Origin of the sequence: Achromobacter insolitus (assembly GCF_002209555.1) — a bacterium.
GTDB lineage: Bacteria > Pseudomonadota > Gammaproteobacteria > Burkholderiales > Burkholderiaceae_B > Achromobacter > Achromobacter insolitus.
Genome location: NZ_NJIF01000003.1, coordinates 564,826 through 587,638 on the forward strand (window position 1 = coordinate 564,826; position 22,813 = coordinate 587,638).

Consider the following 22,813-nt stretch of genomic DNA (forward strand, 5'->3'; position numbering starts at 1 on the left):
TTCCTCACCTGCCAAAAGTAATATTGATTCCCGCGAACACCGTGAACTGAGGCAGCCCCTCTCCTCGGTGCGCAATGGTCCACTGCGGCTCGACAAATGCGTTGAAGATTTTGTTTCCAACCCGCCACGCTTTGCCCGCCCCCAGCCCTAGCGGAATGTAATAGTCGTTCCTCTGCAAGTCGAAAGTCCATATTCCGGTGGACCGCAAGTACCATCCTTGTGGCAGGTTGCGGATGATGAATGGTTGCAGCGTTGCCGTGTGCACAGTATCGCGCTGACTCTGGCCGGCAAACGAATGTTGCCACTGCACCAAACCGCCGAGCAGCCCTTCTTTGCTGGTCTGCACTGCCACTGCGGCCAATCCGCCCGACCATTTCCCCGCCCCGAGCTCCTGGCTGGTGGCCGTTGGCAAGGTAAGCAAGGGCCCAATCCCGACATCTATCTCTCCCTGCTTGAGCAGGAAAATATCAAACACATTCAGGTCGCCCAGGCCGGTTTTATAGCTGCCATCGGCTTGCGGCCGGGTACTGACAGGCAATGTCGTGCGCAAAATCTGTGGAACCCCTACCCAATCGCCAGGAGCTATGGGCAATGTCGGGCGCACCAGAAAATCATTGGTGTGTGCCCCGGTGCCAAACAGTTTCGGGGTGTAGTAGTTCTGGAAATTGAGCGAAGGCGCCAGGTTGAGCGGATTATTGCTCTTGTTCGTGTCGTCGGCCGACTGTGCGTTGGCAATCTGGCTGACCCCGCATACCAACGCCGCCACAACCATTTTTTTCAACATGCATGCATCCCCGGAAGACGACGCCGTGCTTAAACCGCCGATTGGGAAATCTGGCTACGCTTAGCCGCTAAACCTCCTGGCAAGTCGCCCGGTTGGCATGTTCCGCGGCGCGCATTGCCTCACTTTACGAGCTGGATATCTCCCGGCTTCCAACTTTTGTCGAAGGCGGCCGGCTCAGGGCCGTAAATGCGGATATAAGCAAACCAGCCCTTTCCCGCAGGCGTTTTGATCCAGCGGTTTTCACGCCCCTTGGGCGCCTTCGGCCCAAAGTAGAGATCGAGAGGTTTGGTCTTGTCCACATCCTTCAGTTCGAACAACGAACGAAGGGCCGCCATGTCCTGGTCCGTCTGGACCTGCGAGCGCGTCGCGGCGTCATATACCGTGATCGACCAGAACAGTTTGCCCGGTACAGGTTGAGGAATTGTCAGCTTGTAATTCTTGCTGCCGTCCAGATACGCCCCTGTGCCATCGCGCGCGCCCAGCCAATACAGCGACCCGGCGCCGGCATCGCGACGGAACATTGCCGGAGACGTCACAATGGCCTGCGCAAACCAGCGATCACGCGCGTCCAGATCGATACCCCCAGGCGTGTCGAACTGCGCATTGGAAGGCACCAGACCCGCCCATTCCCATTGTCGATCCGGCCAGTTCTTTCGGTCCGGTCTCGTGCTGGCGAAGGCGCTTACCAGCATCTGATCGCGGCCATCGCGCGCGGCGCGCGACAGGATGCCTTTGGTGCGCGCATCGGGTTGCAACGGTTTCCCCTTTTCAATACCCAGCTCCGCCAACAGGCCATACATGGGCAGAAACTCAGGCACCAAGGCTTCGGTCTGGATGATGGCATGGAGCCGTTCCCAGAACTGGAAGTTGTCTTCCCAGCGCAAGGAAGTGCTGTCCATCGCCTTCTTGGAAGTATCCACCGCGGTAAGCGGTTGGGGTTTGTCGGCGTCGGCCAAAGGATAGATCTTGATCGCGCGCAGGCCCTCCAGTGCTTTCTGCAGATCGCCTTCGGCGGGTAGCGCCCGTACGGCGACCAGATTCTTGAAGGATTTGGAGTGGCCGACGTGGTAGCCCTCCGGAATCTTTTCCGTGTACCCGGGAGGCAGGACCAAATGCTTGCCGCCCTTACCTGCATCCGGGCCCGGCAGGCCCATATCCAGCACCCACCCTTGGTTGTGGTCATCCACCAGGCCGATAAATGGGCCTGGCGGCAGCTCGATCACCATCGGGCCATCTTTCAAATCCAACACCCCGGAACCGTAGGGTGTGTCGGAATTAAGCGTAAAGCCGACCTGCCGTGGTCCGGTTGCAGCGATGCCCCACTGCTTGCCATCCTCGATACCCACGGACCGATTGCCATTGAATATGCCCTCCATCGATACCGTGGGATACCAGAACCGGTAGGCAACGATTGCGCGCTGAAAAGTGGCGTCGTCGCGAGCGAGCTGACTGGCCTTAGCGGTTGGAAAGCCCTTATTGAATGAATAAGACGGCGGGGCGGACGGTTCCGCAGCCAGTGCGGGCAAGCCCATGGCAAAGCTCAGGCCCAAAGCTGCCAAATAGGTGCGTTTCATCGTTTCATCCCGGTTTGACTGGAACAGCCTGCTTCAGCTTCTCGACGTCGCCGGGCTTCCGGCTTGGGTCGAAGTACGCCGTTGGTAGAGCAACTCGCTTTTGAGCAGTGAGAAATCGGCCTGGGAAAGATACCCTTCACGCAATGGGATTTGCGAGGGTTGGCCGTAGCGGGAGGATTGTTGAGCAGGGGCAGAGCCCCAACCCGAAACTAGCAAGACTGCAACGAATATCGAGCAAACCGCCTTGAGCGCCATGCGGGTTCCTTAACAATAAATTGATAAGCAACTTGAACGTCCCAATCGTCAACGCAGCGATAAATTCGCGAACTAGATTATCACGGCTATACACAAAAGTAGCGGAATATTCTGCATGCAAGATCGGCCTGAGGCCCGTGCAGACCGACAGGCACGACGAGTGCTTCACGTCCACATGGGTCGCCCAGGAGATCGTGGCGTGAACGGGGCGCCCCACCCTGCGCCGCGCCCCCCTATCCTCACCGCCCCCGCAGATAACCGTCGCGCGTCTGCGGCAGCTTCATCCCCAGCACCGCCGAGGCCACCTGCGTGCGCAGGATCTGGGCCGTGCCTCCCGCGATGGTGAACATGCGCGCATCGCGGACATGGCGCTCCATCGGCAAGTCGCGCCCGTAGCCGGACGAGCCATGCATTTGCAGGGCGTCGTTGGTCACGCGCTGCGCCGTCTCGGCCGCAAAGATCTTGGCTTGCGCGGCCAGCGACAGGTCCGGAAAGCCAAAGGTCCGTGGCGTGCCGCTGCGCGCGGCGGCATGCAGCATGTGCCTCGCGGCGTTCAGCTGGATGGCCATGTCGGCAACCATCCACTGCAGGCCTTGGAACTCGGCGATGGGCCGGCCGAACTGCTGGCGTTGCTTGACATAGTCCACCGCCTCCTCGAAGGCGCCCTGCGCGATGCCCAGCGCCACGGTGCCCGCGCCGACGCGCTGGGCGTTGTAAGCCTGCATCAGGCCGGCAAAACCACGCTTCAATCCTTCCGGCGGCACCACCAGCATGGACTTGTGCACCTTCAGGTCGTGGAACCTGAGATAGGTCTCGGGAATGCCCCGCACGCCCATGGCATAAGAGCGCTTGGCGATTTCCAGGCCATCATCCGTGGCGCCCGGCTCGCGCACGTGGATGAAGGCGCCGATGCCCAGATCCACGTCTTCGTCGAAAACGCGCGCAAAGATCAGGTGCAGGCGCGAGACGCCTCCCCCAGTGATCCAGTACTTCTCGCCATTGATGATGTAGTCATCGCCGTGGCGAACCGCCCGGGTGCCCATCTCGCTGGCCGCGCTGCCGGCCTGGGGCTCCGAAATGCAGATGGCGGGTTTGTCGCCCGCGAGCACGCACTGGGCGGCAAGCGTCTTCTGTTCATGGGTGCCGTATTGCATGATGGCCCCGATGGCGCCCATATTGGCTTCGACCGTAATGCGCCCCATGGTGGCGCAGGCCTTGGCCATTTCTTCCACTACCAGCACGGTGTCGAGATACCCCAACCCGCGTCCGCCGTACTCGCGCGGAATCGTCATGCCCATGAAACCGCCCTCCTGCAGCAGGCGGACGTTGTCCCAGGGATACTGTTCGGACAGGTCGGTGGCCGCGGCCGTCGGTTTGAATGTGGCCTGCGCCAGCTCGCGCGCCCGTTGCTGCAGCGCCGCTTGTTCTTGGGAAAGTTCAGTCATCGTTCATCCTTGCTACGTACAAGCCTCCGGCTCGGCCATCAGGCCTGCCGGCGTCAACCCACCTTGATGTCCGCGCGCCGTGCTACCTCGGCCCAGCGCGAGACTTCACTGCGCGTCAGCGCGGCCAGTTCCTCTGGCGTTCCGCCACCCGCATCGGCGCCCAGCGCGATCCACCTTTCCACGAAACGCGGGTCCGCAAACGCGTCGTTGACCGCAGCGTTCAGCACGCGCACCACTTCCGCAGGCGTGGCGGGAGGCGCATAAATGCCATACCAGCTGGTCGCGTCGTAGTTGGCTGCTCCGCTCTCCGCGGCGGTCGGCACCTCGGGCAGGCTGGGCGAACGCACCTTGGACGTCACGGCGATCGCGCGCACGCTGCCCGCCCGGATGTGCTGGATGGCCGACGGCATGGTCTCGAACATCATGTGGACGTTGCCGGCGATGATGTCCACGATCGCCGGCGCCGACCCGCGATAAGGCACGTGCGTCATCTGGGTGCCGGTGACGTTCTTGAAGTACTCGGCCATCAGGTGCTGCATGGTGCCGGCTCCGGGCGTGGCATAGCTGTACTTGTCAGGATTGGCCTTCAACAAAGCCACCAGCTCCTGCACGTTGCCCGCAGGCAAGTCCTTGTTGACGATCAGCGCATGGTTGACGCGGCCCAGGAAGCCCACTGCGGTCATGTCCCGGATGTCGTATCCCAGCTTCGGATAGACGGACTGCGCGATAGCGTGGTGCACCGCCCCGAACAGGACCGCGTAGCCGTCCGGGCGCGCCTTGGCCACCGCGTCCGCGCCCAGGGTGCCTCCCGCTCCGCCGCGGTTTTCCACGATGACCGATTGGGCCAGGCTGGCGCGCATGGGCTCGGCCAGTTGCCGCGACAGGATGTCCACGGTGCCACCCGGCGCATAGGGCGCAATCAATCTGATGCTCTGCGACGGATACCTGGTCTGGGCGAACGCCGGGCTCAGCGGCGTCAACGCCGCAAGCATTAAAAGCTGTCTCCTATCCATGCCTCTCTCCTGGTGAATCCGCCCTCGTGCGGGGCGGTGTTGTCTAAGGTCTTCAATGCGACCCGGCCCAATCGGCCAGGATCTGCTGCGCATGCTCGTCCAGGCGGGGCGGCGGCATGCGGTAAGTGACGGGTGTGGCGGACAGCTTCAGCGGATTGGCCAGCAGGTTCACCTCGCCACCCTGGGCCCAGGCGCAGGGCATCCGCAAGTGCGCGCCACGCGCCTGGACGTGCGGGTCATTGAATACGTCGCGCAGATCGTTGACCGGGCCGCAAGGCACGCCCACGGCTTCCAGCTGCTCCAGCCATGTCCTTCTGTGACGCTGGCCCAGGGCTTCCTGTATCCGCCCGCAGAGTTCGTCGCGATGGGCGACACGTGCGGCATTGCAGGCGTAGCGCTCATCCTGCGCCAGGCCGTCCAGGCCCGCGACTTCGCAAAAGCGCCGGAATTGGGCGTCGTTGCCCACGGCAAGAATCATGGGACCGTCGGCGGCGTCGAACACTTGGTAGGGCACGATGTTGGGATGGCCATTGCCCAGACGCACGGGCGGCTCCTGCGCGGCCAGATAGTTGGTCCCTGCGTTCACCAGCCAGGCGATCTGGCTGTCCAGCAACGAAATGTCGATGTGCTGCCCCATGCCGGTCAGGTCCCGGTGGCGCAGCGCCGCCAGGATGCCGACGGCGGCATACATGCCGGTCATGACGTCGGCAATGCCTACCCCCACTTTCATGGGCGTACCCTCGGGCTCGCCGGTCAGGCTCATGATCCCGCCCATGCCCTGGATCAGGAAGTCATACCCCGCGCGCTTCGCATACGGGCCGGTCTGGCCGAAGCCGGTAATGGAGCAATAGACCAGGCGCGGATACCGGTGCTTGAGTTGCGCGTAGTCCAGGCCGTACTGGGCAAGGCCGCCCACCTTGTAGTTCTCGACCAGGACGTCGGCCTGGCTTAGCAGCTGGTGCAGCGCCTCGCGTCCCGCGTCGGTGGCGATATCAAGCGCGATGGATCGCTTGTTGCGATTGGCGCTCAGGTAGTAGGCGCTTTCCCCTGTCGGCCGCCCTTCGTTGTCCTTGATGTAAGGCGGCCCCCATTTCCGCGTGTCATCGCCCTCACCCGGCTTTTCCACCTTGACCACATCCGCGCCCAGGTCGCCCAGCAGCTGCGTCGCGCTCGGACCCGCCAGGATGCGCGAGAGATCCAGGACCCGCACGCCACTGAGCGCGGAAGCTTGCACTGCCTGCATACGTCTTCTCCATCAGAGTCGATCGATGCAGTCTAGATTTCGCAATCTTCACCTTCAATTGAGTTTTTTTTCAATATGAAGGCGGGCCGCGCGGCCCTACTTGACGGGGAATTTCAGTTTGGGCGCGGCCTCCCGGACCATGGCCCAAAAGGCATGTGCCGCTGGCGACAGCTTGCGTTCATTGAGGCAAGCCAGCCCCAGCCTGCGTTTTGAAGCCGGACTGATTTTCCGGTAGACCAGCCCGTCGTACACCTGCGGCAGCACTAGCGATGCCAATACGGAAATCCCCTGGCCGCGCCGGACGAACTCCAGAATGGACATGATCTGCGAAAGGTCGTGCGCAATATGCGGCTTGGCGCCGGCGCGTTCGAACATCCGCGTGATCACCGGCTGCGAGCCGGCGCGCGTCATGATGAGGGGATAGTCGATGAGGTCTTTCACGGCGATGGTCTTGCGCTCGGCCAGCGGATGGCCCGCCGGTAGCACTGCCATCAGTTCGTCCGTCACCAGCGCCAGGGTGTCGAAATCGGGTTTGGGCAAGGCCACCACGCCGATCTCGATGCGGCGTTCGATCAGCGCGCGCTCCAATTCAGTATCCGGCTTTTCAGTCACGAAGACATCGACGCCCGGATAGCGGGCTTTGAACATCTCCAGCAGCTGGGGCAGTATGTTCAACGAGGAACTGGCCCCCAGCGAACCCAGGTTCAGCAAGCCCGAACGCAGCCCAGCGCTGGCGCTGGCCGTTGCCCGCACGATCTGCAACGAGGCAAATACGTCCCTGACGTGCGGCAGGATCTGCTGCCCGGCATAGGTAAAGTGCACGCCCGATGCATTGCGGTCGAGCAGAGGCGCCCCCAGCGTGGCCTCTAGCGTGCGCAATGCGTGGCTGGTGGCCGAGGGCGTCATCCCCAGCCGCGCGCCGGCGCCCGCGATGCTGTCGGCGGAGGCCAGGGCGAGCAGCAGCTCCAGCTGCCTGAGGGAAAGGGATTTCGCTGCCTGATCCGGCATGGATATGGCTCCTCGATGTCAATCCGCCAGCGCCTGCGCCAGCATCAATGCCCGCGCCAGGAACGGCGATGCATCGTCTTTGCGATAGCTGACGATCACCGGCGACACAAAGGTGTCCGCATCGATCGGCACATGCGCGACGTCCTGCCGCTGCAGGCGCTGCACCGACGCGGGCACCACCGTTACGCCCAGCCCGGCCGCGACGAGGCCGATGGCAGTCTGCAGTTCATTGGATTCCTGCACGACCTGGGGCGCGTGGCCGGCCGCGCGGAACAACCCAAGCACATGATCGGAGAAGTTCGGCCGCGGCCGCGCCGGATACAGCACGAAGGGCTCGCGGGCCAGGCGTTCGACGGATACCCGCCGCAGCCGCGCTATCGGATGGCCCAGCGGCACCGCGGCCATCAGCGCTTCGGTCATCAGCACGCGCCGCTCGATGGCGGGATCGTCGAACAGGATGCGGCCTATGCCCAGATCGATGCGCCCGGCCTTGAGCGCCTCCAGCTGCGGCAAGGTGGTCATTTCCGTGAGCCCCACTTCGACCTGCGGGTCGGCGTTGCGCAGCTGCCGGATCAGCTCCGGCACGAAACCGTAAAGAGAGGACGGCACGAAGCCGATGCCGAACCAGCGCCGCTGGGTTTGCCCCAGCCGGCGCGTGCCTTCCAGCACCTCTTCCAGGCGCGCGGTCAGCAGGCGCGACTGCTCCAGCAGGAAGCGGCCCGCTTCCGTCAGGCGCAGCGCGCGCGTGGTGCGCTCGAACAGCTGCACGCCGAGTTCTTCCTCGAACAGACGGATCTGGCGGCTGAGCGGCGGCTGGGCCATGTGCAGCCGCGCGGCCGCGCGGGTGAAGCTGCCTTCTTCCGCCACGGCCTGGAAATAACGCAGTTGCCTCAATTGCATCGCATGGCTCTATACATACCAGAAAGGTATTAATCGGAACCCATATAGTCTTGGACTCGCAGGGAAAACGCAAGCCATACTGAGCCACCGCACAAACCTGATCGTAAAAGTATGAATCCCCGCAGGATTTCATCTTGATGGGTCGCCGGACTCTCGGCGCGCGGCGGCACAATAATTCGAGCATTACGGAGACCATCATGCGCATGCGCCATGCATTCAAACGATTCGCCCTGGCCTGTGTGGGCCTGACGTTGCTGGGCGGCGCGGCCACGGCGCTGGCCGACGCCTACCCGGACCACCCGGTCAAGTGGATCGTGCCCTTCCCGCCGGGCGGCGCCATGGACAGCATCGCCCGCACCCTGGGCGAATCCATGGGCAAGCAACTCAATACCTCATTCATCGTGGAGAACCGCGCGGGCGCCGGCGGCAACATCGGGGCGGCCAGCGTGGCCCGCGCCAAACCGGACGGATACACGATCCTGATCGTCGCCAACGGCATGGCGGTCAATCCGGCGCTGTACACCGACCTGAACTATGACCCCATCAAGGATTTCGCGCCGATTTCGCTGCTGGCCGTCGTGCCCAACGTGCTGGTCACCAATCCCGCACGCACCGGCGCCACCAGCGTGCAGGATGTGATCGCCAAGGCAAAGGCGCAGCCCAACCATTACACCTACGCCTCGGCCGGCGTGGGCACGTCCATCCATCTGGCCGGCGAGCTGTTCCTGTCCATGGCCCAGGTGGACATGCTGCACGTGCCTTACAAGGGCAGCGGCCCCGCCGTCGCCGACCTGCTTGGCGGACAGGTCGATTACATGTTCGACAGCATCACATCCGCCAAGCCGCACATCGAAGCCGGCAAGCTGCGCGCGCTGGCGGTAACGACCAGCAAGCGTTCAGCCGCCCTGCCCAATGTCCCTACCGTGGCCGAAAGCGGCCTGCCCGGCTACGAGCTGATGCCCTGGTTCGCGGCCTTCGCCCCCGCCGGCACGCCGCCCGAAGTGGTCGCCAAGCTGAACGCTGCGATGCGCGCCGCACTGAACGACACCAAAGTGCGCGCCACGCTGGACTCCATCGGCGCCGAGCCCATCGGCGGCACCCCGGACGAACTGCGTGACCACCTGGCGCACGAGACCGCGCAGTGGAAAACGCTGGTGAAGGAACGCAACATCAAGATCAACTGAGCCCAGCGCTGCGCTTCAAGCGCCACGCCGCGCGGCAGGCACGGGGTCCCAGGGATAACCATCAAAAGTGTCTTTCACCAATTCCCGCAGCCAGATGATCGCCGGATCCTGGTGAAAGCGCGGGTGCCAATGCTGGCGCAGCGCAAAGGACGGCAGCGGCAGCGGCGGCTCCAGCACCCTGACCAGGCCATAGCCCCCGAACACGTTGCCCAGTTCCTGCGGCACGGTGGCGATCAGGTCCGGATGCTGGTCCAGCAACAGCGGCACCACCAGGAAGTGTGGCGTGGACAGGAAAATGTTGCGCTTGACGCCCTGCTCTTCAAGCGCGCTGTCATAGGCTTCGGACGAGCGCCCGGCCAGCGTCACCACAATCTGCGGCATGCGCTGGAACTGCTCGAGCGTCAGCTCGTCCCCCACGTCCTTGTTCTTCACGCTGACCAGCGTCACGAATCGGTGCATGAACAGCTGCTGCTGAAACAGGCCTTGCGGCGCTGCGCGCAGCGACCCCAGTACCAGATCCACCTCGCCGGAAGCCAGCAGGGGCTCTACCTGCGGTAGCGGCACCTGCCGTGTGCGCAGGGTGCAATGCGGAGCCAATTCTCGCAGGCGCTTGATCAGGGGCGGCAGGAACACCAGTTCACCCATGTCGGTCATGCACAGGGTGAACATGCGCATGGCCGAGGCCGGATCGAACTGCGCCTGCGACAGCACCTGGCCGCGGATGGTTGCCATCAGCGCCAGGATGGTCGGCGCCAGGCTCTCGGATTTCGGGGTGGGCTGCATGCCCTGCCCGGTCTTTACGAATAGCGGATCATCGAAGAAGACGCGCAGCCGGTTCACCGCGTGGCTCATGGCGCTTTGCGACAGGCCCAGCTGTTCGCCGGCCCGGGTCACACTGCGCTCCCGCATCAGGCTATCGAACACCGCCAATAAGTTGAGATCTAGTTTCTCGTTATGCATAGCGTGCATTTCTAGAATCGGGCTCATGACATTGACGCATATTCCGCCGCTATCTATCTTGTTGTCAAACGCCGCGCAGATCGGCGTTTCTACAAGGAGACAACATCTTGAAGGCCCTACAACACCCCCTTGGCGCGGTGCTGGTTTCGTGCGCCCTGCTGTCCTGTAGCACCGCCTCGGCCGATGTCGGCGTCGGCGTCATCCTGTCCCTGACCGGCCCTGCCGCATCGCTGGGAGGCCCGGCCAAAAATGCCATAGACCTGTTGCCGCGCGAAGTCGCGGGAGAGACGGTCCGCTACATCGTCCTGGATGACGCCTCCGACGCCACGGGAGCCGCCCGTGCCTTCCGCAGGCTCGTCGACGAGCACAACGTGGACGTGGTGCTGGGCACCTCGGTCACGCCCGCCACGCTGACCCTGCTGCCCATCGCTCACGAGAAGAAAGTGCCCTTGATGAGCCTGGCGGCCGGAGCCAAACTGGTCGAACCCATGGACGCGCAGCGCCACTGGGTGTTCAAGGTCGTGCAGAACGAGAACCTGATGGTGGCCAGCACGGTCGCGCACATGAAAGCCAGCGGCGTGAAGACGCTGGGTTACATCGGCTTTGCCGACGCCTACGGCGATAGCTGGCTGGCTGAAGTCTCCGCGCAGGCTGCGCGCGCCGGCATCAAGCTGACCGCCACCGAGCGCTACGTCAAGACCGACACCAGCGTCACGGCGCAGACCCTGAAACTGTTGGCCGCCAAACCGGACGCGGTGATCGTGGCGGCATCCGGCACACCGGGCGCGCTGCCGCAAAAGTCGCTGCGCGAGCGCGGCTATGGCGGCCGCATCTACCAGACCTACGGCATCGCCAACCGCGAATTTCTGCGCATCGCCGGCAAAGACGCGGAAGGCGCGCTGTTTGCCGTCGGCCCGGTCGTGGTCGCCAGCCAATTGGATCAATCCAATCCCATCCGCGCGGTGGCCATGGACCTGACCCAGCGCTACGAAGCCGCTCACGGCAAGGATTCCATGTCGGTGTTCGCCGCCAACGCCTGGGACGCCGGCATCGTGCTGCAACAGGCGCTGAAGACCACGTTGCCCCAAGCGAAGCCGGGCACCCCTGAATTCAGGGCAGGCCTGCGCGATGCGCTGGAAGCCACCCGCGACGCCGTGACCTCGCAGGGCGTGTCCACCATGTCCCCCGCCGACCACGTCGGCTATGACGAGCGCGCCGCTGTCATGGTGCAGATCAAGGACGGCGCCTGGCGCTACGTCAAGTAAACACTGGAGCAAACCCATGTTCATCAAAAACACCTGGTATGTCGCCGCCTGGGACCATGAAGTCAGCGCCGACGGCTTGTTCTCCCGCACCATCACCGGCGTGCCGGTGCTGATGTACCGCGACGGCGGCGGCCGGCTGGTCGCGTTGGAAGACCGCTGCTGTCACCGCGGCGCGCCGCTGTCCGTGGGACGGCGCGAGGGCGATTGCGTGCGCTGCATGTACCACGGCCTGAAATTCGATCCCAGCGGCGCCTGTGTCGACGCGCCGGCGCAAGCACATATTCCGCCGAAGGCCCGGGTCCGGACCTTCCCGGTGGTCGAGCAGCACCGCTGGATCTGGATCTGGATGGGCGATCCGGAACGCGCCGATCCGGCTCTCATTCCCGATACGCAATGGCTCGACCATCCCGACTGGCGCAGCCAGGACGGCTACATCCACTATGACGTCAACTATCTGCTGATCGCCGACAATCTGCTGGACTTCTCGCACCTGCCCTTCGTGCATCCGACCACGCTGGGCGGCAGCGAAGACTACGCGTCCGTTTCTCCCAAGGTCGACAGGCTGCCCGATGGCGTGCGCATCACCCGCTGGACGCTGAACACCGAAGCGCCAGCCTTCGCCAAGAAGGTCCGGGAATGGCCAGGCCTGGTCGACCGCTGGAACATCTACAACTTCACGCTGCCCGGCATCCTGCTGATGGACTCGGGCATGGCGCCGGCGGGGAACGGCGCGCAGGAAGGCAACCGCCAAGGCGCCATCGAGTTTCGCGGCTGCCAGGCGCTGACTCCCGAAACCGCCACATCGACGCACTATTTCTTCGCGCATCCCCACAACTTCTCCATCGACAGGCCCGAGATTACGGCGTCAATACACCAAAGCGTGGTGGAGGCCTTCGATGAAGACCGGGACATCATCACCGCGCAGCAGCGGTCCTTATCGCTGGCGCCGGATTTCAAAATGGTGCCGCTATCCATCGACGCTGCGCTGTCCCAATTCCGCTGGGTGGTGGCGCGCCGCATCGAGGAAGAACAAGAAGCGGCGGCCACCGGCGTGGATGTCCGTCCCGCGCAGGCGGTGGCCTGAGATGCGGCAACTCGTCGTCAGCCGTATCGCGCGTGAAGCACGCGGCATCGTTGGCGTGCACTTGCGCAGCCCCGACGGCGCCATGCTGCCCGCCTTCGAGGCCGGAGCGCACGTGGACGTGGCGCTCGGCAATGGCCAACTCCGGCAGTATTCCCTGTGCGGCGATCCGGCGGAACTGAGCGTCTACCGCCTGGGCGTAGGCCTGGCTCCGGAATCGCGAGGCGGCTCGCGCTACATCCACCAACAACTGCGCGAAGGCGACCGCGTGCACATCAGCGAACCCCGGCAATTGTTCGGGCTGCATGCGCAGGCCACCGGCCACGTCTTCATCGCCGGAGGCATCGGCATCACGCCCATCCTCAGCATGATTCTTGCGTGCGAAACACGCGGTGAACCATGGAGGCTGCTGTACTGCGTACGCGAACGCGACGCGGCAGCCTACCTGTCGGAGCTTGCAGCCTATGGCGAGCGCGTGGACCTGCACGTGGACAGCGAGCGCCAAGGCGCCCGTTGCGACCTGGACGCCTACCTTCAAGTCCAGCAAGACCCCGGCCTGCATGTCTATTGCTGCGGGCCGGCGCCGCTTATGGACGCGGTGGCTGCCGCATGCGAACGGCGGGGCATCGCCGCGGACCGCGTCCATTTCGAGCGTTTCACCGCAGGCGCGGACGCCGCCGCACAAACGGCTGAGACCTTCCAGATCAGGCTCGTGCGCAGCGGCGGCAGCTACGAGGTTCCCGCGGACAAGTCCGTGCTGGACGTGCTGGAAGCCGCCGGCGTCGCCTGGCCGCACTCATGCCGCGAAGGCCTGTGCCGCAGTTGCGAGGCTACCGTGCTGTCCGGCGACGTCGATCACCGCGACTACGTGCTCAGCGACGACGAGCGCGCGGCGGGACGCAGCATGATGGTCTGCGTGTCACGCGGCTGCGGCACGCTGGAGCTGGATGTGTAGACGCTACGCGGGTTCCTGCAACGCCGACGCATCCAGCAGATGGTCGACGATGGCCAGGATCTGGTCGGCGGCCTCGGCGATGTGCCGTTCAAGCGCGACCTCGGCCTGTTCGGCCTGGCCATGCCGCGCGAGGGCGATCAGGGCGCTATGTTCGTCATGCGCCTGTTGGCGGATCGGGGCGTTGACGATCTGAAAGCGAAAGTAGCGTTCGGACTTTTCATGCAGCGCGCGCACCATGGCAAGCGCGGCGGGCCGTTGCGCCGAGCGGTACAGCAGCTCGTGCAATTGCCAGTTCAAGCGGCCCCACTGCTCCGGTTCCGCCGTGTCCATCTGCGCCACCACCTGGCTGGCCAGCTCCAGGTCCTGGACATTGCGCTGCTGCACCGCCAGGCGCAGCAGCCATGGCTCCAGCCGCAGGCGGATGTCGAAGAACTCCTGCACCTCGGCACGCGACAACATGGAGACGTAGGCGCCCCGATGGGGAATCATATCGATCAAGCCTTCGGCGCTGAGTTGGCGTATGGCCTCGCGCACCGGGAGCCGGCTCACGCCCAGTTCCTCTGCGAACAACTCCTGGCGCAAGGCCGAGCCGGGCGGAATGGCGCCAGACAGGATGCGGTCGCGCAGTTCATCCACCACCAGCTCAACGGCGGTCTTGCGCACGAGGCGGCCGGGCGAACCGGCTTGGGGACGGGGCGGGGTTGCAGCGGAAAGCGACGAATTCTGGGACATGGGACCTGCCTGGTTGTGCCGTCCGGCGGCCGCCGAACGGTGTGGGCATGCGGGAACCGGAATCGCCATGCCCAGGAAAACCCCGAGAGACAGCCGGCACCCGCAGCCCTTTTAATGTGAGTATATTGGATCCATGATCCAGTTCAAGCCACCGCTGGCCCAGCGGCGGTCCGAGGCCCGTGCCTCGTTTTTTTAAGTCCCATATTTTTGGATCCAATATCCAATAGTCGCAGCTAACCCCGGCCGCAGGCCGGACAAACCACACCACAGGAGCCGCAGCATGAGCATTCAATGGCATGGGGTATTTCCCGCCGTCACTACGAAGCTGAAACCCGATTTTTCGCTGGACCTGGAAGCCATCCGCCTCGGGCTGGAACGCCTGATCGAAAACGGCGTGGGCGGCGTCGTGATGATGGGCATGGTGGGCGAAAACGCGCAGCTCTCGCCCGAAGAAAAGCTGGAGGTCCTGCGCACCGCCGTGGACACGGTGCGCGGACGCGTGCCGGTGATATCGGGCGTCGCCGAAACCGGCACCGCGCGCGCCGCCGCTTTCGCGCAGGAAGCCGCCCGCATCGGGGTAAACGGCCTGATGGTGTTCCCGGGCCTGACCTACAAATCCGACGCCCGCGAAACCGTGGCTTTCTATCGCAGCGTAGCGCGCGCCAGCGCCTTGCCCATCCTGCTCTACAACAACCCCCGGGGCTACGGGGTGGACTTGACGCCCGACCTGGTGGCGGAATTGCTGGAAGAGCCGACCATCGTCGCCATCAAGGAAGAATCCTACGACACCACCCGCGTCACCGACCTGATCACCCGCTTTGGCGACCGGCTTGCCGTGGTCTGCGGCGTGGACGACCTGATCCTCGAAAGCGCGGCGCTGGGCGTGACCGCCTGGGTGTCCGGCATGGCAAACGCCGTGCCCAAGGCTTCGGTGGATCTGTTGAAGCTGGCAGTCGAGGGCGACTTCGTCCGCGCCCGCAAGCTCTACGCCGCACTGACCCCGCTATTCCACCTGGACACGGTGGTCAAGCTGGTGCAGCACATCAAGCTGGCCGAAAACCTGATTACCGGCAGCGCCGAAACCGTCAAGCCGCCGCGCCTGGACCTGGCGGGCGCCGAACGCGAGCGCACCATTGCCATCACCAAACAGACGCTCGCGGATCTTTCCGCCCTGGGCTACTGATACCGGAGCCACTCCATGCGCCCCATCCGCCTGTCCGCGCTGGCCGTCAGCGCCCTGTCCGCAGTTTCCGTCCTGTCCGCCGCGCATGCCGCGGACTACCCTGCCCGCTCGATGGAACTGGTGGTCGCCTACCAGCCCGGCGGCGGCAGCGACAACACCGCCCGCGCCATCGCCGAAGCGGTGCGCCCTCCGCTGCTGGCGCAACCCACGGTGGTGATCAACAAGCCCGGCGCGAGCGGTTCGATTGGCTGGGCCTATGTCGCCAATGCACAGCCCGACGGCTACCGGCTCGTGTTGATGACTCCCGAAATGCTGGTGGTGCCCCTGATGGGCATAGGCAAGACCACGGTCGGCGACTTCCAGCCCATCGCCCGCTTCACCGACGATCCGTCGTCGGTCACGGTGCGGGCCGACGCACCCTGGAAAACGGTGGAGGAGTTCCTCGCCGACGCCAGGAAGAATCCCGAGCGCATCGCGGTCTCCAACGCAGGCATCGGCACCGTGCCGCACATGGCGGCCGCGGCGCTGGGCGAGCAAGCCGGCGTGAAGTTCGTGCACGTTCCGTATCAGGGGTCGGCCCCGGCCATCATGGGCTTGCTGGCGGGCGACGTGCAGGCAACCACGGTAGCCTATGCCGAGCTGCAGCAGCATGTCGAAACCGGCAAGCTGCGCACCCTGGCCGTCATGGCGCCGAAACGGCTGGACAATCTGCCTGCCGTACCCACCATGAAGGAAAAAGGCGCGGACCTGCAATTCAGCGTCTGGCGCGGCATCGGACTGCCCAAGGCAACACCCGCGGACGCGGTGGAAAAATGGCGGGCGGCAGCCCGCCAGGTGGCGCAATCCCAGGATTTCCAGGCGTTGATGCGCAAGCAGAACCTGACCCCCTCCTATGCGGACCTGCCGCAGTTCGCGGCCGACGTCGCGCGCCAGGAAGAAGCGTTCAAGGCGCTGGTACCCAAGCTGAATCTGAAGCCCTGAACGGCAACAGGCGCGGCGCCGAAACGCCACGCCCGAGATCGCCCGCGGGCTACTCGACCGTCGCGCCCGACGTCTTCACGACTTCAGCCCAACGCGGAATTTCAGCCGCCATCAGGTCGCGCAGTTGCTCGGGCGTACTGCCGACCAGTTCCATCCCCATGGTCTTGCCCAGTTTCTCCTGCACGTCCGGCTCCTTTACGATCACCGCGATCTCCCGCGCCAGCTTGTCCAGGATGGGCTTGGGCGTGCCCTTGGGCGCGTACACCGCCTGCCAGGATGCCATCTGGAAGCCCGGCACGCCGGCCTCCTGCATGGTCGGCACCTCGGGCGCCAATGCGATGCGGTCCTTGGTCGTCACGGCCAGAAGCTTGAGTTTGCCGGTCTGCAGCAAAGGCAAGGCCGCAGTCATCTGATCGAACATGAAGGTCACCGCGCCGGAGGATACGTCCACCATGGCGGGCGGCGTGCCCTTGTAGGGCACGTGCGTCAGCGGCACGCCTATCATGCTGGCGAAGAGTTCCCCGGCCAGGTGCGTGGAAGTTCCCGCACCCGAGGACGCAAAGGTGCGCTTGGTGGGGTCGCGCTTCAACAACGCGATCAGGTCGGCCACGGAATTCACGCCCAGATTGGGATCCACCAGCAGCACGTTGGGCAGGTAGGCAATCAGCGAGACCGGCTCGAAATCCTTGACGGGGTCGTACTTTAGGTTCTTGTACAGGCTGGCGTTGATGGCGTGGGTGCTGATGGTGCCACCGAACAGGGTGTAGCCATCGGGCGGCGCTTTGGCGACGTAGGTCGCGCCGATTCCGCCCGCCGCGCCGGGCTTGTTCTCGACAATGACGTTCTGGTGCAGGCGGTCGCCCAGCTTCTGCGCGAGCACCCGTCCCACCACGTCGGTCGAACCGCCAACGGTGAAAGGCACCACATAGGAAATCGGCTTCTGGGCCGGCCAGTCGGCGGCCAGCACGGGCGATGCCAGCGAGCCCAGCGCGGCGGCCGCCAGCAGCGCGGCCAGCGCACCGCGTCGTTGCATATTCATGATTGTCTCCTGCCTATTGTTTGGCTTGTTGGGGTGCCGGTCCAGCCGGCGGCAAGGCTTAGCGGCCCTGTTGCTTGCGCCAGGCCGCGAATTTTTCCTTGGTTGCCGGGTCGGTGGGCGGATACAGGCCAAGTATGGATGCGCCCTGCTGCACTTCGCTGGTCACGAAATCCTCGAAGGCGGTCATTTCCACGGCCTCGACGGCGATCTCGTCGGCGATATTGGCGGGTATCACCACCACGCCCTCGCGGTCGCCCACCACGATGTCGCCGGGCCACACGGCCACGTCGCCGCAGCCGATGGGCGCATTGATGTCCAGGGCCTGGTGCAGGGTCAGGTTGGTCGGTGCCGAGGGACGCTGGTGATAGGCGGCGTAGCCCAGTTCGGCGATTTCGGGTGAATCGCGAAAGCCCCCATCCGTCACCACGCCGGCCACGCCGCGCTTCATCAGCCGCGTGACCAGGATGGAACCTGCCGACGCGGCGCGCGCGTCCTTGCGGCTGTCCATGACCAGCACTGCGCCTTCCGGGCAGGTTTCCACCGCGACGCGCTGAGGATGCGCCCGGTCTTCGAACACTTTGATGGTGTTCAGGTCTTCGCGCGCGGGGATATAGCGCAGGGTGTAGGCCGGGCCGACCATATTGGGCAGCGTGACGTTCAGCGGACGCACGTCCTGGATGAATTGGTTGCGCAGGCCGCGCTTGAACAAGGCGGTGCACAGGGTGGCGGTGCTGACGCCGGCCAGGCGCGCGCGGGTTTCGGGATTCATTGTGGACACGATGGCTCCGGGGATAGGAAGACTGTGGGCATGGGCCCTAGAAGATCTCGGGTTCAGGCACGGGCGCGCCGAAGCTGGTTTCCAGGAAATCGAAATCGCAGCCGTCGTTGGCCTGCAAAATGTGCCTGGAATACATCCAGCCATAGCCGCGTTCGTAGCGTTTGGGCGGCGGCGTCCAGGCCGCGCGGCGCGCAGCCAGCTCTTCGTCGCTGACGTTCAGATGGATGCTGCGCGCGGGCACGTCCACCGTAATCAGATCGCCCGTCCGCACCAGGGCCAGCGGGCCGCCGATGTAGCTTTCAGGCGCCACGTGCAGGATGCAGGCGCCGTAGCTGGTGCCGCTCATGCGGGCATCCGACAGGCGCAGCATGTCGCGCACGCCCTGCTTCACCAGCTTGGTCGGGATAGGCAGCATGCCCCATTCGGGCATGCCGGGTCCGCCTTGCGGGCCGGCATTGCGCAGAATCATGATGTGGTCGGGGGTGACGTCCAGGTTCTCGTCTTCCACGGCCGCCTTCATGCTGGGATAGTCGTCGAACACCAGGGCCGGCCCGGTGTGGCGCAGGTACTGCGGCGCGCAGGCGCTGGGCTTGATGACGCAGCCGTCGGGAGCTATGTTGCCTCGCAACACAGCCAGTGCGCCTTCGTCGTATATGGCCCGGTCCAGCGGACGGATCACGTCGTCGTTGTAGACCTCGGCGCCGGCGATGTTCTCGCCCAGCGTCCTGCCGGTGACCGTCATGGCGGACATATCGAGATGATCCCGCAGCCGAGACATCAGTGCCGGCAGGCCGCCCGCATAGAAGAAATCTTCCATCAGATAGGTGTCGCCGCTGGGCCGGATGTTGGCGATCACCGGCACCTTGCGGCTGGCGTCGTCGAAGTCGTCCAGGCTCACGGCGCACCCGGCGCGGCGCGACATCGCAACCAGGTGCACGATGGCGTTGGTCGAGCAGCCCATGGCCATGGCCACATTGATGGCATTCTTGAAGGACGCCAGGCTCAGGATGCGCTGCGGAGACAAGTCTTCCCAGACCATCTCCACCACGCGCCGGCCGCATTCGGCCGACATACGCATATGGTTCACGTCCGCCGCCGGGATCGAGGATGCCCCGGGCAGCGTCATGCCGATGGCTTCCGCGATGGCGGTCATGGTGCTGGCCGTACCCATGGTCATGCAAGTGCCGTAGCTGCGCGCAATGCCGCCCTCGACCTCGGTCCATTGCTCCTGCGTGATCTTGCCGGCACGGCGCTCGTCCCAGAGCTTCCAGGCATCGGAGCCGGAGCCCAGGATCTTGCCCTTCCAGTTACCCCGCAGCATCGGGCCGGCCGGCACGTAGACACAGGGCAGTCCGGCGCTGACCGCGCCCATGAGCAGGCCCGGCGTGGTCTTGTCGCATCCGCCCATGAGCACGGCGCCGTCGACCGGATGGCTGCGCAGCAATTCCTCGGTCTCCATGGCCAGGAAATTGCGGTACAGCATGGTGGTCGGCTTGACGAAGGATTCCGACACCGAAATCGCGGGCAACTCCACCGGAAAGCCGCCTGCCTGGAACACGCCTCGCTTCACGTCTTCGACGCGTTGCTTGAAATGGCTATGGCAGGGGTTCAGGTCCGACCAGGTGTTGATGATGGCGATGATCGGGCGGCCCTGCCAATCGTCCGGGCCGTAGCCCATCTGCATCATGCGGGAACGGTGGCCGAAGGAGCGCAGATCGTCCTTGGCCATCCAGGCGGCGCTGCGCAGGCTTTCGTAGGAGCGTTTCATAGGAAAGAGACAGTGTTCCGTGACGTCGACCGGGCCATTTAAACACTAATACATTAGTGCGTCAGCTAGGTAAAAACCCGCTACACTGCGCTTTTCGCGATTCTCGCGCCCAGCCTCCACCCGCCCCGATGCACAGCACAAAGCTCAGACTGGACCGTTCTCGCCATGCAGCGCCCCAGGTCTTCGAACATCTACGCGAACAGATCGTGTCCCTGGAACTCGCGCCCGGCGCGCCGTTGTCACGCGTGACACTGGCAGAGGCCTACGGACTCAGCCAGACACCGATCCGCGACGCCCTGATGCGGCTGGCCGAAGAGGCGCTGGTCGAAATCTATCCGCAGCACACCACGGTGGTCAGCCGCATCGACATCGCCGCCGCCCGCGAGGCGCATTTCCTGCGCCGCTCCCTGGAGCTCGAGATCGTGCAGCTGCTGGCGCAGCGCCCCGATCCGCCGTTGTTCCAACGGCTGCAGGCCAGCATCGACCTGCAGCGCGTCAGTCACGCCCACGGCCAGTACCAGCGCTTCATCGACGCCGACCAGGCCTTCCACCGCGACATGCACGAAGCCGCCGGCGTCACCCGGTTATGGGAACTGGAGCAACGCTACAGCGGCCACTTGGACCGCCTGCGCCGCCTGCATCTGCCCGAAGCCGGCAAGGCCGAACGCATACTCGACGATCACCAGCGCCTGCTGGACGCCATCGTCGCCCAGGACCCGCAGCGCGCCCAGCAGGTGCTGCGCGAACACCTGTCCGGCACCCTCAGCCAGGTGGCCGAGATCTGCAAGCGCTATCCGGATTATGTGTTGACGGCTTAGGGTCTATTGCCCCTAGGGCATATTCGCGCCGCGGGCGCGCGCCCTGCCCGGTATGATCAGGGACACACCTCGGCCACAAGCCGGGCGACGGCGCGCAGCGCCACCACCGGAAAACACCAATGACCGCAAGGCACGCATCCTTGATCGCCCTGGCCGCAGCGGCCTGGACCCATCCCGCGCAGGCCGCGCCGCCCGGCTCGTGTGAAACCATCACGGTCCGCGAAGGCGATCCGGTCCCCGTCAATGCCTGCGCGGTGACCGTCGTGCCGCGCGATCCCGGCCCCGGCGGCATGTTGCCCGGCGCGCCTGACTGGCTGCCCGTGGACCCGCAAGCCATGCCTGGCGTGTTCTACGACAGCGCCTCGATCAAGGTAGTCTCGGAACGCCCGGCCGTCATGAGCGTGAACGTGGCCTGGTTCTATGCCCAACCCAGGATCTCCGCCGCCAACGGGCAACTCTACCGTTCCGTGACCCAGCCGGTCACCATGAACTGCGCCGCCGGCACCTACAGCGTAAGCGAGGTCCTGCACCACGCAGGCGAGAATGCCACCGGCCCCATCGTCGACTCCCTGCCCCCGCCCGGCATCCGTAATGCGCCCATCGCGCAGGACCCGGTGCAGCTCAAGCTGCGTGAGGTCGTTTGCCCGGCCCACGGCAAGACCCCGCGAAAATAAGCCATCCAGCCCGGCCGCTCGCCCGGACTTAGCCCGCCGCCTGGGCCGCCAGCCGAGCCTGACGCTTGGCCAGTTCGGTCTTCAACTGCACCAGGCTAGGCGTGACGATAGGCAGGAAAGCCGCTTCGCGCCAGCGCCGGCCAAAGTCCGCGCCCGCAGGCAGCAGATAGGCCGCGCCACCGCTGGCCTGCAGTTCCAGCTGCACCGCCTGCTGGGCGGCTTCAGCCAGTGCGATGCGGATCTCGAAGAGACGCCAGGGTTCAGCCACAAAGCTCTCGTTGCGCACGCCTTCGATCAAGCCGGCGGTCAACGCGTCCAACCGCGCGCGTAGCGCCTCCAGCGGCTGGCCCAGGATGCCGCGCGCCGGCTGGCCCTGGCCAGCTTGATCCGCAGCGCGCAAGGCGCCTCGCGCCAGGCCGATCGACAAGCCGCACTGCATGCCAGCGAAAGCCGGCCTGGCTTGGGGCAGGTACTGCCGCGCATCGGCGTGGATCAGCCACTCCCGGCCGATGCGCACATCGCGTACGTCGAGCGCCGCGGTATTGCTCGACTGCAGGCCCAGCAAGGGCAGGTCCGGACTGCGCGTCAGTCCCGCAATGCTATCCGGCAGCGCCACCACCGCCGGCGTGCCATCGGGCGCGGAAACCGCGGCGGCGACGAGAAAGCCCTGCGGCCGCAGATTCGTGACCCAGGGCATATGGCCGTCCAGCACCCATTCGTCACCCGCGGCGCGCGCAGCGATCTGCAGCGACTCGATGCCGCTCAGGAATTTCATCGCATTCGACAGCGCGGTCGCGCCGGCCTGCTCGCCGTTCAGCAACGGCGTCAACCATGCATCGGCCAGCTCCGTATTCGGACTGCGCAACAGGTATTCGATAAAGACGCGCTGGCTCCAGGCCACGAAGGCGGCGGCAACGGATAGTTCCGCCAGCCGCGCGACCGCTTCGATGGCATCGCCGATGTCGGTGCCGGGCAGGCCGCCACGCGCAGCCGGCACGCCATGGCGCAACATATCGGCGGCAGCCAGCCTCGGCAGCACCGTTGCCGCGTCCAGGCTGCCGTCGTCCAGGGCTTCGGCATGCTGCTGCAGCCAGGCATTCAGATCGGCCGGCAACTCGGCGTGGGCAGACAAATGGGCCATGGCGGTCTCCTGCGGATCATCAAGGGGCGCAC

At 64.9% G+C, this 22,813-nt stretch carries 21 protein-coding genes; 8 read left to right on the top strand and 13 right to left on the bottom strand.

Features of this window, described 5'->3' with window-relative positions; genetic code table 11:
- Positions 1–4: 4 nt before the first annotated feature.
- The 7 genes from CEY08_RS12790 to CEY08_RS12820 all read right to left on the bottom strand — a co-directional run bounded on the left by CEY08_RS12790 (position 5) and on the right by CEY08_RS12820 (position 8,222).
- On the bottom strand, positions 5–784 hold the full coding sequence (locus tag CEY08_RS12790) for a hypothetical protein (RefSeq protein ID WP_088607687.1): 780 nt from the start codon (positions 782–784) through the stop codon (positions 5–7).
- 119 nt (positions 785–903) lie between these two features.
- Complete coding sequence (locus CEY08_RS12795; RefSeq protein ID WP_084738533.1) at positions 904–2,358, bottom strand: DUF1254 domain-containing protein; 1,455 nt, start codon at positions 2,356–2,358, stop codon at positions 904–906.
- A gap of 494 nt (positions 2,359–2,852) precedes the next feature.
- Positions 2,853–4,058, bottom strand: coding sequence for a 3-sulfinopropanoyl-CoA desulfinase (gene acdA / locus CEY08_RS12800; protein ID WP_076813310.1), 1,206 nt, complete (start codon positions 4,056–4,058; stop codon positions 2,853–2,855).
- A gap of 53 nt (positions 4,059–4,111) precedes the next feature.
- A complete protein-coding gene (locus tag CEY08_RS12805; RefSeq protein ID WP_076813308.1) occupies positions 4,112–5,071 on the bottom strand; it encodes a Bug family tripartite tricarboxylate transporter substrate binding protein in 960 nt (319 codons plus the stop codon).
- Positions 5,072–5,123: 52 nt separating this feature from the next.
- Positions 5,124–6,314 (bottom strand): CaiB/BaiF CoA transferase family protein, encoded by a 1,191-nt coding sequence (locus CEY08_RS12810; protein ID WP_076813306.1) that lies wholly within the window; start codon positions 6,312–6,314, stop codon positions 5,124–5,126.
- Positions 6,315–6,410: 96 nt separating this feature from the next.
- Positions 6,411–7,322, bottom strand: coding sequence for a LysR family transcriptional regulator (locus tag CEY08_RS12815; protein ID WP_076813303.1), 912 nt, complete (start codon positions 7,320–7,322; stop codon positions 6,411–6,413).
- Between the two features lie 18 nt (positions 7,323–7,340).
- The gene (locus CEY08_RS12820) at positions 7,341–8,222 is read right to left on the bottom strand and encodes a LysR family transcriptional regulator (protein ID WP_042793463.1); all 882 of its coding nucleotides are present in this window, start codon (positions 8,220–8,222) and stop codon (positions 7,341–7,343) included.
- Positions 8,223–8,419: 197 nt separating this feature from the next.
- Here CEY08_RS12820 and CEY08_RS12825 point away from each other — a divergent pair, with 197 nt between their 5' ends.
- Entirely contained in the window at positions 8,420–9,406 is a 987-nt protein-coding gene (locus CEY08_RS12825; protein WP_063640731.1) for a Bug family tripartite tricarboxylate transporter substrate binding protein, read from the top strand.
- Between the two features lie 15 nt (positions 9,407–9,421).
- On the opposite strand, the gene CEY08_RS12830 is transcribed toward CEY08_RS12825, so the two are convergent.
- Positions 9,422–10,393, bottom strand: a complete 972-nt coding sequence (locus CEY08_RS12830; protein WP_232033727.1) for a LysR family transcriptional regulator — start codon at positions 10,391–10,393, stop codon at positions 9,422–9,424.
- 80 nt (positions 10,394–10,473) lie between these two features.
- Here CEY08_RS12830 and CEY08_RS12835 point away from each other — a divergent pair, with 80 nt between their 5' ends.
- The 3 genes from CEY08_RS12835 to CEY08_RS12845 are packed head-to-tail and all read left to right on the top strand — an operon-like array spanning position 10,474 to position 13,667.
- A complete protein-coding gene (locus tag CEY08_RS12835; protein WP_076813300.1) occupies positions 10,474–11,631 on the top strand; it encodes an ABC transporter substrate-binding protein in 1,158 nt (385 codons plus the stop codon).
- 16 nt (positions 11,632–11,647) lie between these two features.
- Entirely contained in the window at positions 11,648–12,715 is a 1,068-nt protein-coding gene (locus tag CEY08_RS12840; protein WP_076813296.1) for an aromatic ring-hydroxylating dioxygenase subunit alpha, read from the top strand.
- A 1-nt stretch (position 12,716) separates the two neighbouring features.
- Positions 12,717–13,667 carry a PDR/VanB family oxidoreductase gene (locus tag CEY08_RS12845; protein ID WP_076813294.1) on the top strand — a complete coding sequence of 317 codons (951 nt, stop codon included), beginning with the start codon at positions 12,717–12,719 and terminating at the stop codon, positions 13,665–13,667.
- A 3-nt stretch (positions 13,668–13,670) separates the two neighbouring features.
- Here the strand turns inward: CEY08_RS12845 and CEY08_RS12850 are convergent, their stop codons facing one another.
- Positions 13,671–14,399 (bottom strand): GntR family transcriptional regulator, encoded by a 729-nt coding sequence (locus CEY08_RS12850; RefSeq protein WP_232033728.1) that lies wholly within the window; start codon positions 14,397–14,399, stop codon positions 13,671–13,673.
- Positions 14,400–14,679: 280 nt separating this feature from the next.
- Here CEY08_RS12850 and CEY08_RS12855 point away from each other — a divergent pair, with 280 nt between their 5' ends.
- Both CEY08_RS12855 and CEY08_RS12860 read left to right on the top strand, forming a co-directional pair.
- A complete protein-coding gene (locus tag CEY08_RS12855; protein WP_076813290.1) occupies positions 14,680–15,582 on the top strand; it encodes a dihydrodipicolinate synthase family protein in 903 nt (300 codons plus the stop codon).
- A 15-nt stretch (positions 15,583–15,597) separates the two neighbouring features.
- Positions 15,598–16,563 carry a Bug family tripartite tricarboxylate transporter substrate binding protein gene (locus CEY08_RS12860; RefSeq protein WP_042793458.1) on the top strand — a complete coding sequence of 322 codons (966 nt, stop codon included), beginning with the start codon at positions 15,598–15,600 and terminating at the stop codon, positions 16,561–16,563.
- Positions 16,564–16,612: 49 nt separating this feature from the next.
- Here the strand turns inward: CEY08_RS12860 and CEY08_RS12865 are convergent, their stop codons facing one another.
- From CEY08_RS12865 to araD, 3 genes are read right to left on the bottom strand one after another with little or no spacing between them, the layout of a single operon-like run.
- Positions 16,613–17,602, bottom strand: coding sequence for a Bug family tripartite tricarboxylate transporter substrate binding protein (locus CEY08_RS12865; RefSeq protein WP_076813288.1), 990 nt, complete (start codon positions 17,600–17,602; stop codon positions 16,613–16,615).
- A gap of 58 nt (positions 17,603–17,660) precedes the next feature.
- Entirely contained in the window at positions 17,661–18,371 is a 711-nt protein-coding gene (locus tag CEY08_RS12870; protein ID WP_076813285.1) for a ribonuclease activity regulator RraA, read from the bottom strand.
- 46 nt (positions 18,372–18,417) lie between these two features.
- On the bottom strand, positions 18,418–20,148 hold the full coding sequence (araD, locus tag CEY08_RS12875; protein ID WP_042793454.1) for an L-arabinonate dehydratase: 1,731 nt from the start codon (positions 20,146–20,148) through the stop codon (positions 18,418–18,420).
- Positions 20,149–20,276: 128 nt separating this feature from the next.
- On the opposite strand from araD, the gene CEY08_RS12880 reads away from it, so the two are divergent.
- Both CEY08_RS12880 and CEY08_RS12885 read left to right on the top strand, forming a co-directional pair.
- On the top strand, positions 20,277–20,966 hold the full coding sequence (locus tag CEY08_RS12880; protein ID WP_076813283.1) for a GntR family transcriptional regulator: 690 nt from the start codon (positions 20,277–20,279) through the stop codon (positions 20,964–20,966).
- 119 nt (positions 20,967–21,085) lie between these two features.
- Positions 21,086–21,640: a surface-adhesin E family protein gene (locus tag CEY08_RS12885; RefSeq protein WP_042793452.1), complete on the top strand. Its 555-nt coding sequence runs from the start codon at positions 21,086–21,088 to the stop codon at positions 21,638–21,640.
- Positions 21,641–21,668: 28 nt separating this feature from the next.
- Here the strand turns inward: CEY08_RS12885 and CEY08_RS12890 are convergent, their stop codons facing one another.
- Positions 21,669–22,781 carry an acyl-CoA dehydrogenase family protein gene (locus tag CEY08_RS12890; RefSeq protein WP_076813281.1) on the bottom strand — a complete coding sequence of 371 codons (1,113 nt, stop codon included), beginning with the start codon at positions 22,779–22,781 and terminating at the stop codon, positions 21,669–21,671.
- Positions 22,782–22,813: the final 32 nt, after the last annotated feature.

Excerpts from the sequence above, each read along its gene's own strand:
- CEY08_RS12790 (WP_088607687.1), bottom strand. The coding sequence starts at position 784 with ATGTTGAAAAAAATGGTTGTGGCGGCGTTGGTATGCGGGGTCAGCCAG.
- CEY08_RS12795 (WP_084738533.1), bottom strand. The coding sequence starts at position 2,358 with ATGAAACGCACCTATTTGGCAGCTTTGGGCCTGAGCTTTGCCATGGGC.
- acdA (WP_076813310.1), bottom strand. The coding sequence starts at position 4,058 with ATGACTGAACTTTCCCAAGAACAAGCGGCGCTGCAGCAACGGGCGCGC.
- CEY08_RS12805 (WP_076813308.1), bottom strand. The coding sequence starts at position 5,071 with ATGGATAGGAGACAGCTTTTAATGCTTGCGGCGTTGACGCCGCTGAGC.
- CEY08_RS12810 (WP_076813306.1), bottom strand. The coding sequence starts at position 6,314 with ATGCAGGCAGTGCAAGCTTCCGCGCTCAGTGGCGTGCGGGTCCTGGAT.
- CEY08_RS12815 (WP_076813303.1), bottom strand. The coding sequence starts at position 7,322 with ATGCCGGATCAGGCAGCGAAATCCCTTTCCCTCAGGCAGCTGGAGCTG.
- CEY08_RS12820 (WP_042793463.1), bottom strand. The coding sequence starts at position 8,222 with ATGCAATTGAGGCAACTGCGTTATTTCCAGGCCGTGGCGGAAGAAGGC.
- CEY08_RS12825 (WP_063640731.1), top strand. The coding sequence starts at position 8,420 with ATGCGCATGCGCCATGCATTCAAACGATTCGCCCTGGCCTGTGTGGGC.
- CEY08_RS12830 (WP_232033727.1), bottom strand. The coding sequence starts at position 10,393 with ATGAGCCCGATTCTAGAAATGCACGCTATGCATAACGAGAAACTAGAT.
- CEY08_RS12840 (WP_076813296.1), top strand. The coding sequence starts at position 11,648 with ATGTTCATCAAAAACACCTGGTATGTCGCCGCCTGGGACCATGAAGTC.
- CEY08_RS12845 (WP_076813294.1), top strand. The coding sequence starts at position 12,717 with ATGCGGCAACTCGTCGTCAGCCGTATCGCGCGTGAAGCACGCGGCATC.
- CEY08_RS12850 (WP_232033728.1), bottom strand. The coding sequence starts at position 14,399 with ATGTCCCAGAATTCGTCGCTTTCCGCTGCAACCCCGCCCCGTCCCCAA.
- CEY08_RS12855 (WP_076813290.1), top strand. The coding sequence starts at position 14,680 with ATGAGCATTCAATGGCATGGGGTATTTCCCGCCGTCACTACGAAGCTG.
- CEY08_RS12860 (WP_042793458.1), top strand. The coding sequence starts at position 15,598 with ATGCGCCCCATCCGCCTGTCCGCGCTGGCCGTCAGCGCCCTGTCCGCA.
- CEY08_RS12865 (WP_076813288.1), bottom strand. The coding sequence starts at position 17,602 with ATGAATATGCAACGACGCGGTGCGCTGGCCGCGCTGCTGGCGGCCGCC.
- CEY08_RS12870 (WP_076813285.1), bottom strand. The coding sequence starts at position 18,371 with ATGAATCCCGAAACCCGCGCGCGCCTGGCCGGCGTCAGCACCGCCACC.
- araD (WP_042793454.1), bottom strand. The coding sequence starts at position 20,148 with ATGAAACGCTCCTACGAAAGCCTGCGCAGCGCCGCCTGGATGGCCAAG.
- CEY08_RS12880 (WP_076813283.1), top strand. The coding sequence starts at position 20,277 with ATGCACAGCACAAAGCTCAGACTGGACCGTTCTCGCCATGCAGCGCCC.
- CEY08_RS12885 (WP_042793452.1), top strand. The coding sequence starts at position 21,086 with ATGACCGCAAGGCACGCATCCTTGATCGCCCTGGCCGCAGCGGCCTGG.
- CEY08_RS12890 (WP_076813281.1), bottom strand. The coding sequence starts at position 22,781 with ATGGCCCATTTGTCTGCCCACGCCGAGTTGCCGGCCGATCTGAATGCC.